The sequence below is a fragment of the Deinococcus peraridilitoris DSM 19664 genome (assembly GCF_000317835.1).
GTDB lineage: Bacteria > Deinococcota > Deinococci > Deinococcales > Deinococcaceae > Deinococcus_A > Deinococcus_A peraridilitoris.
Genome location: NC_019789.1, coordinates 479,628 through 492,150, shown reverse-complemented (window position 1 = coordinate 492,150; position 12,523 = coordinate 479,628). Strand labels below are relative to the sequence as shown.

Annotated in this window: 16 protein-coding genes; 13 read left to right on the top strand and 3 right to left on the bottom strand. The window is 64.0% G+C overall.

Features of this window, described 5'->3' with window-relative positions; all coding sequences use genetic code 11:
* The first annotated feature begins 4 nt into the window (after positions 1 to 4).
* Positions 5 to 202 carry a hypothetical protein gene (locus DEIPE_RS21075; protein ID WP_015231563.1) on the top strand — a complete coding sequence of 66 codons (198 nt, stop codon included), beginning with the start codon at positions 5 to 7 and terminating at the stop codon, positions 200 to 202.
* Positions 195 to 1,523 carry an amidase gene (locus DEIPE_RS21070; protein WP_015231562.1) on the top strand — a complete coding sequence of 443 codons (1,329 nt, stop codon included), beginning with the start codon at positions 195 to 197 and terminating at the stop codon, positions 1,521 to 1,523. Before DEIPE_RS21075 ends, DEIPE_RS21070 begins: the two co-directional genes overlap by 8 nt.
* Positions 1,524 to 1,597: 74 nt before the next feature.
* On the opposite strand, the gene DEIPE_RS21065 is transcribed toward DEIPE_RS21070, so the two are convergent.
* Positions 1,598 to 2,419, bottom strand: coding sequence for an SDR family NAD(P)-dependent oxidoreductase (locus tag DEIPE_RS21065; RefSeq protein ID WP_169316631.1), 822 nt, complete (start codon positions 2,417 to 2,419; stop codon positions 1,598 to 1,600).
* 258 nt (positions 2,420 to 2,677) lie between these two features.
* Complete coding sequence (locus DEIPE_RS21060) at positions 2,678 to 3,361, bottom strand: tyrosine-type recombinase/integrase (RefSeq protein WP_015231560.1); 684 nt, start codon at positions 3,359 to 3,361, stop codon at positions 2,678 to 2,680.
* Between the two features lie 2 nt (positions 3,362 to 3,363).
* On the opposite strand from DEIPE_RS21060, the gene DEIPE_RS21055 reads away from it, so the two are divergent.
* The 4 genes from DEIPE_RS21055 (at position 3,364) to DEIPE_RS24315 (ending at position 5,986) form a co-directional block, all read left to right on the top strand.
* Entirely contained in the window at positions 3,364 to 4,119 is a 756-nt protein-coding gene (locus DEIPE_RS21055; RefSeq protein ID WP_342663292.1) for an ATP-binding cassette domain-containing protein, read from the top strand.
* A 65-nt stretch (positions 4,120 to 4,184) separates the two neighbouring features.
* Positions 4,185 to 5,381, top strand: coding sequence for a hypothetical protein (locus tag DEIPE_RS21050; protein WP_041231848.1), 1,197 nt, complete (start codon positions 4,185 to 4,187; stop codon positions 5,379 to 5,381).
* A complete protein-coding gene (locus DEIPE_RS21045) occupies positions 5,378 to 5,572 on the top strand; it encodes a hypothetical protein (RefSeq protein ID WP_015231557.1) in 195 nt (64 codons plus the stop codon). Before DEIPE_RS21050 ends, DEIPE_RS21045 begins: the two co-directional genes overlap by 4 nt.
* Positions 5,573 to 5,782: 210 nt before the next feature.
* On the top strand, positions 5,783 to 5,986 hold the full coding sequence (locus DEIPE_RS24315; protein WP_041231846.1) for a hypothetical protein: 204 nt from the start codon (positions 5,783 to 5,785) through the stop codon (positions 5,984 to 5,986).
* 115 nt (positions 5,987 to 6,101) lie between these two features.
* On the opposite strand, the gene DEIPE_RS24310 is transcribed toward DEIPE_RS24315, so the two are convergent.
* Positions 6,102 to 6,248, bottom strand: coding sequence for a hypothetical protein (locus DEIPE_RS24310; RefSeq protein ID WP_157449132.1), 147 nt, complete (start codon positions 6,246 to 6,248; stop codon positions 6,102 to 6,104).
* A 343-nt stretch (positions 6,249 to 6,591) separates the two neighbouring features.
* On the opposite strand from DEIPE_RS24310, the gene DEIPE_RS21035 reads away from it, so the two are divergent.
* The 7 genes from DEIPE_RS21035 (at position 6,592) to DEIPE_RS21005 (ending at position 12,323) form a co-directional block, all read left to right on the top strand.
* The gene (locus DEIPE_RS21035) at positions 6,592 to 7,161 is read left to right on the top strand and encodes a hypothetical protein (protein ID WP_015231554.1); all 570 of its coding nucleotides are present in this window, start codon (positions 6,592 to 6,594) and stop codon (positions 7,159 to 7,161) included.
* 85 nt (positions 7,162 to 7,246) lie between these two features.
* Positions 7,247 to 7,930 (top strand): metal-dependent transcriptional regulator, encoded by a 684-nt coding sequence (locus tag DEIPE_RS21030; RefSeq protein WP_041231972.1) that lies wholly within the window; start codon positions 7,247 to 7,249, stop codon positions 7,928 to 7,930.
* A gap of 246 nt (positions 7,931 to 8,176) precedes the next feature.
* The gene (locus DEIPE_RS21025; protein ID WP_015231552.1) at positions 8,177 to 9,142 is read left to right on the top strand and encodes a metal ABC transporter solute-binding protein, Zn/Mn family; all 966 of its coding nucleotides are present in this window, start codon (positions 8,177 to 8,179) and stop codon (positions 9,140 to 9,142) included.
* A 9-nt stretch (positions 9,143 to 9,151) separates the two neighbouring features.
* Entirely contained in the window at positions 9,152 to 9,907 is a 756-nt protein-coding gene (locus DEIPE_RS21020; RefSeq protein ID WP_015231551.1) for a metal ABC transporter ATP-binding protein, read from the top strand.
* Positions 9,904 to 10,860 (top strand): metal ABC transporter permease, encoded by a 957-nt coding sequence (locus DEIPE_RS21015; RefSeq protein WP_015231550.1) that lies wholly within the window; start codon positions 9,904 to 9,906, stop codon positions 10,858 to 10,860. The genes DEIPE_RS21020 and DEIPE_RS21015 overlap by 4 nt, the downstream gene beginning before the upstream one ends.
* Positions 10,850 to 11,941: a metal ABC transporter permease gene (locus DEIPE_RS21010; protein WP_015231549.1), complete on the top strand. Its 1,092-nt coding sequence runs from the start codon at positions 10,850 to 10,852 to the stop codon at positions 11,939 to 11,941. The genes DEIPE_RS21015 and DEIPE_RS21010 overlap by 11 nt, the downstream gene beginning before the upstream one ends.
* A complete protein-coding gene (locus DEIPE_RS21005; RefSeq protein WP_015231548.1) occupies positions 11,928 to 12,323 on the top strand; it encodes a metal-dependent transcriptional regulator in 396 nt (131 codons plus the stop codon). The genes DEIPE_RS21010 and DEIPE_RS21005 overlap by 14 nt, the downstream gene beginning before the upstream one ends.
* Positions 12,324 to 12,523: the final 200 nt, after the last annotated feature.

Sequence of the window (12,523 nt, the reverse complement as noted above, 5' to 3'; positions counted from 1 at the left end):
CTGCATGACCGAACCCCACCTCACGTCAGAACTCATTCAGGCGCTCACCCGTCTCGCCGGGCTGGAGTTGCCAACACCGCGCGCAGAGCAGCTGATCGTGCTGCTCGGACCACTGCTTCACGGCGACGCGAGCATTGCTGCACTTCCGCTGGGAGTGACCAGTGCCGCCGGTTCCCTCTGGCCGGAGGAGACGCGTGACTGACGTCCTGATGAGCAGCATCACGGCCATCGCCCGGCAGTACCGCACGCGGGCCCTCTCTCCTGTCGACGTCGCCAGCGAAGCGCTCAGGCGCGTGGCAGCGCTCGATCCCGTCCTGAACGCCTTTATCACCGTCACCGCCGAGGAAGCCCTCGCGCAGGCGGCGCGCGCCGAGTCAGAGCTGCATTCCGGCGTGGACCGCGGTCCACTGCACGGCATCCCCATTGCCCTCAAGGACCTGATCGACGTGACCGGAACACCCACCACCTGTGGATCACGTATCCGCGCGCACGACGTTCCACAGCAAAGCGCCCGTCTGGCAGTGCGGCTCGAAGCAGCCGGCGCCGTGCTTTTGGGAAAAACGAACATGCTGGAGTTCGCGTACGGCGTCGTGCATCCCGATTACGGTCAGACCAACAATCCGCACGATCCGCAGCGCACTGCGGGAGGTTCGAGTGGAGGCTCTGCCGCGGCCGTTGCCGCCGGCTGCTGCTTTGCCGCGGTCGGCACTGACACGGGCGGCTCGATTCGTATTCCCGCCGCTTACTGCGGTATCGCGGGACTCAAGCCGACTTACGGCCTCGTGAACCTCGACGGGGTCTTTCCGCTGTCCTGGTCGCTCGACCATGCCGGACCGATGGCGCGCAGCTGCCAGGATACCGGTCTGCTGCTCGAAGCCCTTACCGGGAAGTCACTTCCCATTCCTGACCTTTCCCGGCTGCGGCTGGGCGTGCTCACCGCCCACGCGCAAGGACACGATCTGCACGGGGATGTCGCTCAGGCGTTTTCGGAGACCTGCGAGACCCTCAGGCGTCATGGCGTCACCCTCAGCAACGTCACCATCCCGGATCTGGAATACGCCGACGACGCGCTGATGAACGTCCTCCTGCCCGAAGCCAGCGCGTTGCACGCTCCGTGGCTGCAATCCCGCCCTGAGGACTACGCACCCTTCACCCGCACCCAGCTGGAACTGGGATTCGCTGTTCCTGCCGTAGCTCACGTGCGCGCCCAACAGTACCGTCGGCTGCTGGCGCGCCATTTCCTCGAGGCGTTCGAAAGCGTGGACGCTCTTCTCACGCCGACGGTCGCGTGGGAAGCGCCGCACGAAGACCCGGTCATCGCCGGTGAGGAAGGGGCCTCTGAAGCGCGCCGCACCGCTCCCTACAACCTCACCGGCTTCCCCGCGCTCTCCGTTCCTGCGGGCGTGGGCGCGCATGGCCTGCCGGTCGCGGTACAGGTGGTCACCCCACCCCATCAGGACGCGCTGGCGCTGGCCATCGGCGCCTTGATCGAAGGTCTGCGCGGCGCACCAGCTGGCGCATGAAGAGGACGGGCCCCGGACCAGATCCTCAGAGAGGGGCAGACGCGGAACCCCATGGTTTCAAGCGTGGGATGTCCTTACCGGCTGCCATGGTAGAAGGTCGACGTGCAACCCCCATCCACCGGAACGATGGCGCCTGTCATGAACGAACTCGCGTCCGACGCGAGGAACAACGCCGCGCGGGCAATTTCGTCCACGTGCGCTTGACGTCCCAGTGGTTGCAGCGCCGCGTTCGCTTCCCGCTTCGCTTGGGCGGCTGCGGCCAGCTCAGGTCCCAGTCGCGCGCGATTGCCGCCCATGTCGGTGTCGACGTAGCCCGGGCAGATGGCATTGACCCGCACGCCAAAAGGGCCGTAATCCACCGCGAGCTGACGCGTAAGGTTCACCAGCGCACCTTTTGACGCGCAGTAAGCAGGCGCCAGTGGAGCACCGATCAAACCATACGTCGACGCGATATTGAGGATGACACCCCGACTGCGCATCAGGTGCGGCAGCGCGTACTTCGCGCACAGAAACGGTCCACGCAGATTCACGTTGATCACCTGATCCCAGGTATCCTCGTCGAGTTCATGAAGCAGACGCGCTCCTCCCGAAATTCCAGCGTTGTTCACCAGCACGTCCAGCTGCCCGAACGCCGTCATGGCCACTTCGACGAGTTGCTGAACCTGCCGGGCGTCGGCCACGTCGCACGGCACCCAACGCACTTCATGACCGGCAGCTTCCAGCAGATTCATGGTCACCTGCGCGTCCTGTACATCAGCGATGACCACACGGGCACCCGCCCCCGCCATCTGGAGCGCGATCGCCTGCCCGATGCCGCTGGCCGCTCCGGTGACCAGCACCACCCGTCCCTGCAACCCGCCCATGGTGGCGCTGCTTCCTTGGCTTTCTGCGTTCATGGCTCACTGTACACAGCAGACCGCCTTGACGCCGTTCGCCGGCCATCCAGCAGGAAATTTCCCAAAGATGGATCGCTCGTGGCGACCCCACCGCCTTGTGGGGTACGGACGCTCTGGACGTGGCAGGAGTGGGGTGAGCTTGCGCATGCCCGGGCTGTTCTCTGTTCTTCCAGGGTACGTTTCAGGGTGTCATCCGCCGGTTTCGCGTACGTCTGGGTGGTTTCGATGCTGCTGTGCCCCAGGCGGCGTCGTGCAAACTCAAGCGGGAACGCACCATGCGCGTTCCCGCGTAGTGCCGCAGAGCGTGCGCGCCACGGTACGCGACACCGCGCGGGTGCAGGCCAGGCGAAGGCGCTTTCTGGCCGCGTGCGCGTTCGCACCGATCACGAACGTCTCGAGGTTGACGGCACTCGGCCGCAAGGCTGCGAGTGCGGTCAGCAGTGAGCGGCTCAGGTTCACCGTGCGAATCTTGCGGCCCTTGCCCGTGACGTGCAGCGTCCGGGCGGCTAGGCTGACGTCGCTCAACCTCAGCGTGACAATTTCCTCGACACGCAGTCCGGCATGAGCGCCGAGCAGCACGAAGGCGCGGTGGCGTGGGTCAGCCTGAGCCAGCAGGGCCTGGATCTCGTGTTCCTCGTAGGGTTGGCGTTTCTCCCAGGCGGGTGTTGTGGCTCGTGCCGCTTTGGCGTCCGCGAAGGGATCAAGTCTGTAGCGCCGGTCCAGCGCAGCGCGGCGTTCAGGGCGCGCGCCGGCCAGGTACGCCCGCACGCTGGAAGGCTGCAAGCCGCGACTTTCCAGGGTGCGGGTGAAGAGCGGGCCGCTGTTGCGCGTGGGGCGCAGGATGGGCGTGGCGCGCTGCCGGGCATAGCCGAGCCAGTGATGCACCCCGACCCGGTAAGCGCGCAGGGTGCGGGGGCTGATTTGTGCGCCTTCGCTCGGCAAGAATGGAAACGCTATTACGCGTTTCCATTCACTACTCCAGTATTGATTTCCCCGAGCGTCAACTCGCTTGTCATAATGCAGGTTCCACGATGCCCACGCACCCCGCCTTACAGGTCGACAAGTTACACGTGACCCTCTCAAGTCAGACCCTCCTCCAGGACGTGTCGTTCACTGTCCAGCCTGGGACCCTGCTGTGGCTGACCGGTGCGAATGGCGCTGGGAAGAGCACACTGCTTCGGGCGCTCGTCGGACTGCTCCCGCACAAAGGAAACGTGCTGGTTTCAGGTGTTTCACCGACCACGCTTACAGGGCGTAAATGCTGCGTGTTCGTTCCTGACGAGCCAGCCCTCTACGATGACCTGACGCTGCGCGAGCACGCTCAGTTCACTGCCCGGGCTTACCAGGACGAACAGGCTGAATCACGCACCATCGACTTCCTGCAACGCTTTCGCTTGACGCACCACCTGGACGAATTTCCAACCCTGCACTCAAAAGGTATGCGGCAGAAACTGAGTCTCAGCCTGGCACTCGGACTCTCGGCGCCGCTGCTGCTGCTCGACGAACCATTCAACGGACTCGACGCCGAAGCGCAGCAGGTCCTCCGCCTGGCGTTGATCAACCGTGCTGAGCACGGAGGGGCCGTCGTACTCAGCGCCCATCAGGCGGAGATCGGTGAAGCACTGACGCAACACGCCAGCCGGGCGCGTGTCGCGGTACTGCGCGAGGGCACCTTCGTCGAGCGAGGCCTTCCGCTGTGACGCCGAGTGCGCAGGCAATCAAAGGGTCAGCGGACCCGGTCCCTGAGGCAGCCCACTGGTTAAGAATGACCACGCTTCACCGAGCGACTCGTGAGTACTTCCGGTGGGCGAGGGAGACCTTCGGCTGGGCCACCCTGGTGTACCTGCTGTTCTGGCTGGGCATCGGGATTGTGACGACCATCGAGACGGTTCAGGCGACTGATTCCTTGGGCCTCTCAGGCGTTCACCTGCCGCTGGGTGCCGGCGTATTCACGCTGCTGGGTGTCCTGATCGGCTTGACGTCCCGGCTTCCTCCGGTGACGTTGAACCGCCGGGATGTGTACCGCCTGGCTTTGGCTCCCATCATGCCCGCGCAGGTGCTGGCCTGGCCGTTGCTCCGAGCTCGCGCCGTGCGTTTCCTGATGGGCCTGTGTGCCGGTGGGGCCTGGGCGCTCCTCGCGCCCATGGTCTTCGGGGTACACGCGCCCCTGGCGCCCCTGGCGTTGGCGCTGGTTCTTACCGTCGGAGTGGACATCGCCTGGTTGAATTACGCTGCGCGCGAAGGCAACCCGGTCGCGCGCCGAAACGTGGCGGTGCTGACAGGGCTGACGGTCGTGCTGGCGCTTCTCGGCAGCTTCAGTTCCTTCGGATTGGCGAGTGCGCTGTACCAAACGACACCTTGGGCGCTGCTGGCCCCAGTGTTGTTGCTGTGGACGACCATCAGTGCTGCGAAACGCACCCAGATCGAGTCTTTTCCCCGGTCATTCGTCGAGCAGTCACTCATCCTGGGGCAGTTGCAGGCCGTGAATCTGAATGCCGGGTGGCTTCAGGGAGACGAGGATCCGGATGTGGTCCATCGGTTGCGCGCCCAACTGCGCGGTGACGCGCGAGCCATTCGCCCTTCGCGCTTCCTGCCGCCTCCCGGTTTCCGCCGGGGTGTGACGGGCGCGTTGATCTGGCGTGGATTGACGTTGCTGTGGCGCCGTCCAATGCTGGAGCAAGCGGTCCTTGCGTTGCGTTTTTCCCTCACGGCATCGTTGGTGCTGCTCGCTTCGGGGAATGTCGTGGTGCAGGGATTTCTGGCATTGTCGCTGGCGAAACTCGCACAACGTCTCCTGGTTTCGCTGTCTGCGCGCAGTTTGCTGCCGATGACCGTGCGGGCACGAACGCTCGGGAGGGCCACGCCTGGAAGCATCCTGACCGTGCTGCTGGGTCTGATCGGAATGAGCGGGGCGCTGGCATGCGGTTTCACCCCGTTCGCTCTGGCCGTGCTGCGGCCATGATGCAGGTCATTTTTACGATTGTCGCCCTGGAGAAACTGACCCACTGGATCGGTTCGGGCAAAGCGAATCTGGAATCGGCATTTGGTGTTGGCCTGGTGGCGACACTGTGTGGAGTGTTGCTGCCGCTGCCGCTGGCTGTGTTGTTGCTCGTGATCGCGACAGGGCTGATGCTGACGCTCAGCTGGCTCTGAGCAACTCAGGCTGCGCCGAAAGGAACGATGATTGCACAGGACTGATCAACCCCGGCGACGTGGCAGGCTCTTGCTGCAGTCAGGAGTAAGTACTTCCTGCCGGGCCCCGAATGATCGCCCCATGCTCGTGAGTATTCGTCACGAACTTCCTGCGCTCGTTCCATGCGGCCATGCTGCAGCTGCTTTGCGAGGGTTCTTGCGTGATGACAGGTGTGGGCGCAGAGCGTAACCGCCAGAAACGCACGGTTCACCCGGACGAAATTTGAAAAACAAACGTTTGAATTTGAAGCGACGCTGGATGGTCAGCCGACCACGGTCACGCCAAGCAGCGTGGAGGCCGTTACCGGGATCGATAGGGTGTACAACGCGCAGGTCACCTTCTCAGAGGGCAAGGTGATCCACGCGCGTGCTTGATCTTCAGAGCTGTCAACGCGCGTAGCCATTCCGGGCGCTGCCCGCACCGAACCCATCCCGCACCGCCTCATCGGTCCCTGACTTCAGGGTGAAATGGCGGCGTTCCAGCGTAAGTTCACTTTGTGCCGGGCGTGAGGTTGATTTCTTTTCGTGCGTCGCGGTGCGTGAAAATGCTGAGCGGCCGACCTTTGTGACCTTTGTGTGTGGTCGGGCGGTACGGTGCGCCCATCCTGGACAGCACGAATTGTTCGGTGGTGGGCATGCGCCTCGCCTGAGCGGGTTGCGTGGGCAGAATTATCGGACAAGTAAAACCGAGAACGTGACCTTTTACGACTTGTGTAGGGATGATCCCAAAAGAGCGTCTGCTGGTCCTGCGTTCTTTCGGCTCGGTAGGGCGGGGCATCTTGTACCGCTCCCCCGTGAGGAATGGCTCAACGCCACGCTCAATCCTGGCCGTTGCGGATTTAGCTTACGCGAATTAAATTGTTTGCATGACCTAAAATAATCGTCCCCTTGATTTTGCGAGTGCCAGTCCCGCGCGGCCACGTGCCTTCCGGATCACAACCTCAACGCTGGAGTATCGCGACTCCCTCAAGGAAGCTTTGATGCAAACAACCAAAACACCATCGGCCTTTGCCCCACGTGTCGCACAACCCGCCTGGACGCTTCTTCCCAGCCTCTTTTTTGCCGTCCTGCGAAGTCTGTACGGCGTCGCCTGGATGCTCGCCGGGTTGACCAAAGAAAGCGAGAAACACTGGTTCAGCGAGCCCGGAATTTTTTTACGTCACTACCTGCTCGAAGCCCTCGAGAAGCCGAACGTGCCTGAGCCGTACCGGCAGTTTCTGCAGGGTTTCGTCCTGGAACATGTCCTGTTCTTCAATTACGCCATCCCGATCAGCCAGGTCATCGCGGGCACCCTGATCGTGTTCGGACTGTTGACGCTGCCCATGCTGCTGGTCTGCCTGTTCATGCACGTCAACTTCGTGCTGTCAGGCAACATGAATGACATCAGCCTGGTGCTGTACACCACCGCGTTCCTGCTTCTGCTCGGCTGGCGCCACACGCTGGCGTTCAGTACGGACGCGCTGCTTCGCGCCTCACGAACTCAACAGCACCCTGTGGGTTCGCCAACCACTCAGTTCCTGAAAGATGCCCACGCTTCGGCACACGACTGAAGCCCACCTGCACCGGCATGCGGGAGGTGCCGTAAGGCGCTTGAAACAATTCGAGTCGCCTGGGACGTTGCGCTACCATAAGGGCGTGCGCGAGCGACTCACTCCGCAGTCCGAGGACTGCCTCAAGGCGATCTACCTCCTGTCCCGCGAGGGCAGGGCCGGAACGCAGGACATCGCGCAAGCGCTTGGGATCACCTCGGCCTCGGTGACGGGAATGCTCAAGCGACTGGCCGAACTGCAACTTGTTTCCTACCAGGCGTACAAAGGCGTCGAGCTCACGGCAGCAGGCGAAACAGTCGCACTCGAGGTGCTGAGGCACCACCGGATCATTGAGGCCTTCCTGCACCGCGCGCTGGGTGTACCCCTGGAGGAGTTGCACGAGGAGGCGGACCGGCTCGAGCATCACATCTCCGAGTCCCTGGAAGCGCGGCTGTTCGCGGCACTGGGCGCACCGACCCATGATCCGCACGGTGATCCGATTCCTTCGATGGCGGGCGTGATGCCACGTGAGGCGAAGCGTTCATTGCTGGAGGTGCGTGCCGGTGAAGTGGTGACGGTGGGACGCCTGGCTCAGAACGATGCCCCTCGGCTGGGCGCCCTGGCGGCGCTTGGGGTGGTTCCCGGTGTCATGCTGGAGGTGCTGGAAACCGAGGCGCTCGGGGTGATGCGCGTCCGGCCGCTGGAGGGTGAGCCGGTGGTGCTGGGAACTTCGGTCGCGGAAGGCATCTGGGTCGAGGACGTTGAGGACGAGGCGCTGTCACCTTCCTGACCGGCGACTGAGTGGACGGTCAGGATGTTCCTGACCGTTTTCCCGTTTTCGGACTTCGGGCGCCTGCTCTCCGGGTGAGGGTAAGGTCCGAGTCAGCACGGTCTCCCGTGGCCTGCTTTTCCGACGCGACCAGAGTATGCCCCGAGTGGCGTCCGTTTCTCTGAAGTTCTGCTTAATGCCGCAACTTTAAGAATGGTCAATGGTAACTTTTCAGCTCCCCACCAATAAGTTAGGATACCCTAACTTATGAACCGCCTATCTCCTAAAGCTTTGGCTCTCTCCGCTCTCATCACCCTCTCGGCTGCTGCTGGCGCCGACGAAGCAACGCCCAAACTTGACACCCTCAAGCCCGCCCAGCTGCAAGGCGGCAAGGTCAAGGTCACCACCACGGTCAACATGATCAGCGACCTCGTCCAGAACGTCGGCGGCAACCGCGTCGAGGTCACCGGGCTGATGGGCCCGGGTGTCGATCCTCACCTTTACAAGGCCAGCGCAAAAGACGTGCGTGCGCTCCAGGATGCCCACCTGATCGTCTACAACGGCCTGCACCTGGAAGGCAAGATGGTCGACCTGCTCGAACGCAGCCCCAAAGCCATCGCCGTCACCGACGCCATGCCGAAAAACCAGCTCATCACCCCTCCGGGCGGTTTCATCGGCATCGCCGGCCTGCAAGACCCCCACGTCTGGTTCGACGTGCCCCTCTGGAAACACAGCGCCACCATCGTCCGTGACGCCCTCACCCGCATCGACCCGGCCGGCAAGACCACCTACGCCAAGAATGCCGCCGCCTACCAGAAGCAGCTCGACGCCCTGCACACGCGCGTCGAGAAAATGATGAACCGCGTTCCCAAAGAGCAGCGCGTCCTCATCACGGCGCATGACGCCTTCAGCTACTTCGGACGCAAGTACGGCGTGGAAGTTCGCGGAATTCAGGGAATCTCCACCGTCGCCGAGGCCGGCACCAAGGACATCCAGGAGCTCGCGAAGTTCGTCGCGGACCGCAAGATCCACGCGGTGTTCATCGAGAGCAGTGTCCCCCGGCGCACCGTGGAAGCGGTCGTCCAGGCCGCCAAAGCGCGCGGCTGGAACCTCCAGATCGGCGGCGAACTCTTCTCCGACGCTGCAGGCGAAAAAGGCACCAAGGAAGGCACCTTCATCGGCATGGTCGAACACAACGCCAGGATCATCAGCGAAGCGCTGCTCGGCAAGTAAGGGGATACGATGACCGCCACTGCCCATACCGCCCCGCTGGCCGTCCGTGACCTGACCGTCGCGTACCACGAAACACCTGTTCTGTGGGACATCGACCTCGAGTTCCCCGCCGGGCAGCTGTGCGCCATCGTCGGTCCGAACGGCGCGGGGAAAAGTACGTTTCTCAAAGCCGTGCTGGGTCTGCTCCCGAAAGCCGCAGGAACCGTGCGCTTCTTCGGCGAGCCGCTCAAGAACGCGCGACACCGCGTCGGGTACGTCCCGCAGCGCACCAGCGTCGACTGGGACTTTCCCACCGACGCCCTGGATGTGGTGATGATGGGCCTCTACGGGCGACTCGGCTGGATCCGCCGTCCCGGCAGGCGCGAACGCGAACTGGCCATGCAGGCCCTCGAGCGCGTCCGCATGACCGATTTCGCCCAGCGGCAGATCTCGCAGCTTTCGGGCGGGCAGCAGCAGCGCGTCTTCCTCGCCCGCGCCCTCGCCCAGGACGCCGACGTGTACTTCATGGACGAACCCTTCGCGGGCGTGGACGCCACCACCGAGCGGGCCATTCTGGACGTCATGCGCGACCTTCAGGGTCAGGGAAAGACCGTGGTCGTGGTGCACCACGACCTCGACACCGTACGCGAGTACTTCGATCACGTCTCGCTCCTGAACGTCAGCGTGATCGCCAGCGGCCCCATCCAGACAGCCTTCACCCCAGAACTGCTGCGCAAAACCTACGGCGGAAAAGTCGCTTTCCTGAGAGAGGCGACACCCGCATGAATTTCGAATTCCTCCTGAGCGTCTTCACGGACTACACCCTGCGCAACGTGGCCCTGGGCAGCGCCCTGCTCGGCATCACCGGCGGCGTGATCGGCGCGTTCGCGGTGCTGCGCCGCCAGAGCCTGCTGGGGGACGCCCTTTCACACGCCGCGCTTCCCGGCATCTGCTTCGCCTTTCTGCTCTCCGGCGGCAAGCTTCCCTTGTGGCTGCTGCTGGGCGGCGGGCTCACGGCATGGCTCGCCGCGCTGGCCATGATCACCGTGCTGCGCTTCACCCGCCTCAGCGAGGACGCCGCGCTGGGCACCATGCTCGCCAGTTTCTTCGGTTTCGGCATCGCGCTGCTGACCTTCATTCAGAACGGCGGCAACGCCAACCAGTCCGGACTCGACAAGTTCCTGTTCGGCCAGGCCGCCACCATCGTCGCGTCGGACGTGACGCTGATGGCCGTGCTGGCCGCGCTGGCCCTGGGCACGGTCGTCTTGCTCTTCAAGGAGTTCAAGCTGGTGTCGTTCGATCCCGCCTACGCCGCCACGCTCGGTTTGCCCGCCCCGCTTGTCGGAACACTGCTGACCTCGCTCGCGGTGGTGGCGGTGATGATCGGTCTGCAAAGCGTCGGCGTGGTGCTGATGGCCGCCATGCTCGTCGCGCCCGCGGTGGCGGCCCGGCAATGGACGGACCACCTGGGGAAGATGCTTTTTCTCAGTGCCGGTTTCGGCGGGGCGAGCGGTGTCAGCGGCGCCCTGCTCTCCGCGGCCGTCACGAACCTTCCCACCGGGCCCGTCGTGATCGTCGCGATCAGCGTGATCATGATTCTGTCGCTGCTCTTCGCGCCCCTGCGAGGTCTGCTGTGGGCACGGATCAGTCACGCAAGGCGCGACAAGAGCCTCAGGGAACAGCAGCGCGCCCCCAAACTCGGTCAGCTGCACGATCGGGCGGTGCCGCATGAACGCTGACCTGGTGATCGTCCTCACGGCCTGCCTGGTCGCCGTTGCCGGCAGCCTGGTCGGCGTGTTTCTGGTTCTGCGGCGCCTCAGCATGATCAGCGACGCGATCAGCCACTCTGTCCTGCCCGGTATCGTCGCGGCCTTCTGGTTCTCCGGCGGTGAAGCGGCCACGCTGCCGGCCCTGATTGGCGCGGCCGCCATGGGTCTCCTGACGGTCGTCGCGGTCGAGCTGCTGGTGCGCAGCGGACGCGTCAAGAACGACGCCGCCATTGGGGTGGTGTTTCCGCTGCTGTTCTCCATCGGCGTGATTTTGATCTCGATGTACTTCCGCAACGCTCACCTCGACCTCGACGCGGTGCTGTACGGCGAGATCGCCTACGCGCCCTTCAACAACATGCTGGTTTTCGGGCGGGAACTGCCGGAATCACTGGTGCTGATGGGCATCCTGGCGCTCCTGAATGCCGTCTTCGTGAGCGTGTTCTTCAAGGAACTGCGCCTGTCGACTTTCGACGCGGGTCTCGCGGCCTCACTGGGTTTCGCGCCGGGCGTGCTGCACTACGCCCTGATGACGCTGCTGTCCTTCACCACGGTGGGCGCCTTCGAAGCGGTGGGTGCGGTGCTGATTGTCGCCTTCGTGATTGTTCCCCCGGCAAGCGCGTACCTGCTGACCCGCAAACTGGCGGTGATGCTCGCCCTGAGCCTCACCATCGGCGTCCTTTCGAGCATTCTCGGCTACTTCCTGGCCGTGGCGGTAGACGCCAGCATCGCCGGAATGATCGCGAGCATGCTGGGGCTGGTATTTTTCCTGTGCCTGCTCTTTTCACCGCTCGATGGAGTCCTCGCGACGCTCGCCCGGCGTCAGCGTCAGCGTGACTCGGTCGCCGCCCGGCAGCTCGTGGCGTACACGGCAGCCCACGGCGCCCGGATCAGCCTCCACGAGGCCATGCAGCGCTTCGAGTGGAACGCCTCTCAGATCAGGCGGGCCCAGCAGCACGCCCGCCGCAACGGTTGGCTGACCGGTGAAGGCGAAACGATCAGCCTCACGCCGCGCGGCTCTTCGGTGTCGAGTCAAGGGCATGCCGCAGACTGAAATCACGCCCGCCCGCGGTGACTACCTCAAGCGGTTGCTGCAGCTGCAGGCGGACGGTGGTATGGCGTGTGTCACGACCGGAAGTCTCGCAAATGAGCTGAATGTCCGGGACGCGTCCGTGACCGGGATGCTCGAGCGGCTGGCACAGGCCGGGTGGGTCGAGTATCACCCCTACCGGGGCGCGCGCCTCACCGAGGAAGGCAGGGAGATCGCACGTGAGCTCGTCCGTGCCCACGGCCTGTTGATGGTTTTTCTGCATGACGCGCTCGGTTACACGCCAGAAGCAGCCCGGGCCGAAGCCGAGCATCTGGAGCACCACGTCAGCAGCGTGTTCCTGGAACACCTCGAACGGTGGATGAACAGCAAAAGCGGACAGCACTGACGTGGTTTCGTCGCAGGTTCACCCGGATATCCAGCCCAAACTGAGGGAACGCACACGCGCGAGCGAAGTCCAGGTGCCGGACGATGCCGGTCAGTCGAACTGGATCTTGGCCCGACACCAATCCAGCTCTGCTCGGGCACCCGCTCGCCGGCAGCAGAGGAGCGCAGCATGAAGCAGGAGCGCTCCACGCGAGCAGTGCC

Coding starts and splice junctions, on each gene's coding strand:
- DEIPE_RS21075 (WP_015231563.1), top strand. CDS start 5: ATGACCGAACCCCACCTCACGTCAGAACTCATTCAGGCGCTCACCCGT.
- DEIPE_RS21065 (WP_169316631.1), bottom strand. CDS start 2,419: ATGAACGCAGAAAGCCAAGGAAGCAGCGCCACCATGGGCGGGTTGCAG.
- DEIPE_RS21055 (WP_342663292.1), top strand. CDS start 3,364: ATGGAAACGCTATTACGCGTTTCCATTCACTACTCCAGTATTGATTTC.
- DEIPE_RS21050 (WP_041231848.1), top strand. CDS start 4,185: ATGACCACGCTTCACCGAGCGACTCGTGAGTACTTCCGGTGGGCGAGG.
- DEIPE_RS21045 (WP_015231557.1), top strand. CDS start 5,378: ATGATGCAGGTCATTTTTACGATTGTCGCCCTGGAGAAACTGACCCAC.
- DEIPE_RS24310 (WP_157449132.1), bottom strand. CDS start 6,248: ATGCCCACCACCGAACAATTCGTGCTGTCCAGGATGGGCGCACCGTAC.
- DEIPE_RS21035 (WP_015231554.1), top strand. CDS start 6,592: ATGCAAACAACCAAAACACCATCGGCCTTTGCCCCACGTGTCGCACAA.
- DEIPE_RS21025 (WP_015231552.1), top strand. CDS start 8,177: ATGAACCGCCTATCTCCTAAAGCTTTGGCTCTCTCCGCTCTCATCACC.
- DEIPE_RS21020 (WP_015231551.1), top strand. CDS start 9,152: ATGACCGCCACTGCCCATACCGCCCCGCTGGCCGTCCGTGACCTGACC.
- DEIPE_RS21015 (WP_015231550.1), top strand. CDS start 9,904: ATGAATTTCGAATTCCTCCTGAGCGTCTTCACGGACTACACCCTGCGC.
- DEIPE_RS21010 (WP_015231549.1), top strand. CDS start 10,850: ATGAACGCTGACCTGGTGATCGTCCTCACGGCCTGCCTGGTCGCCGTT.
- DEIPE_RS21005 (WP_015231548.1), top strand. CDS start 11,928: ATGCCGCAGACTGAAATCACGCCCGCCCGCGGTGACTACCTCAAGCGG.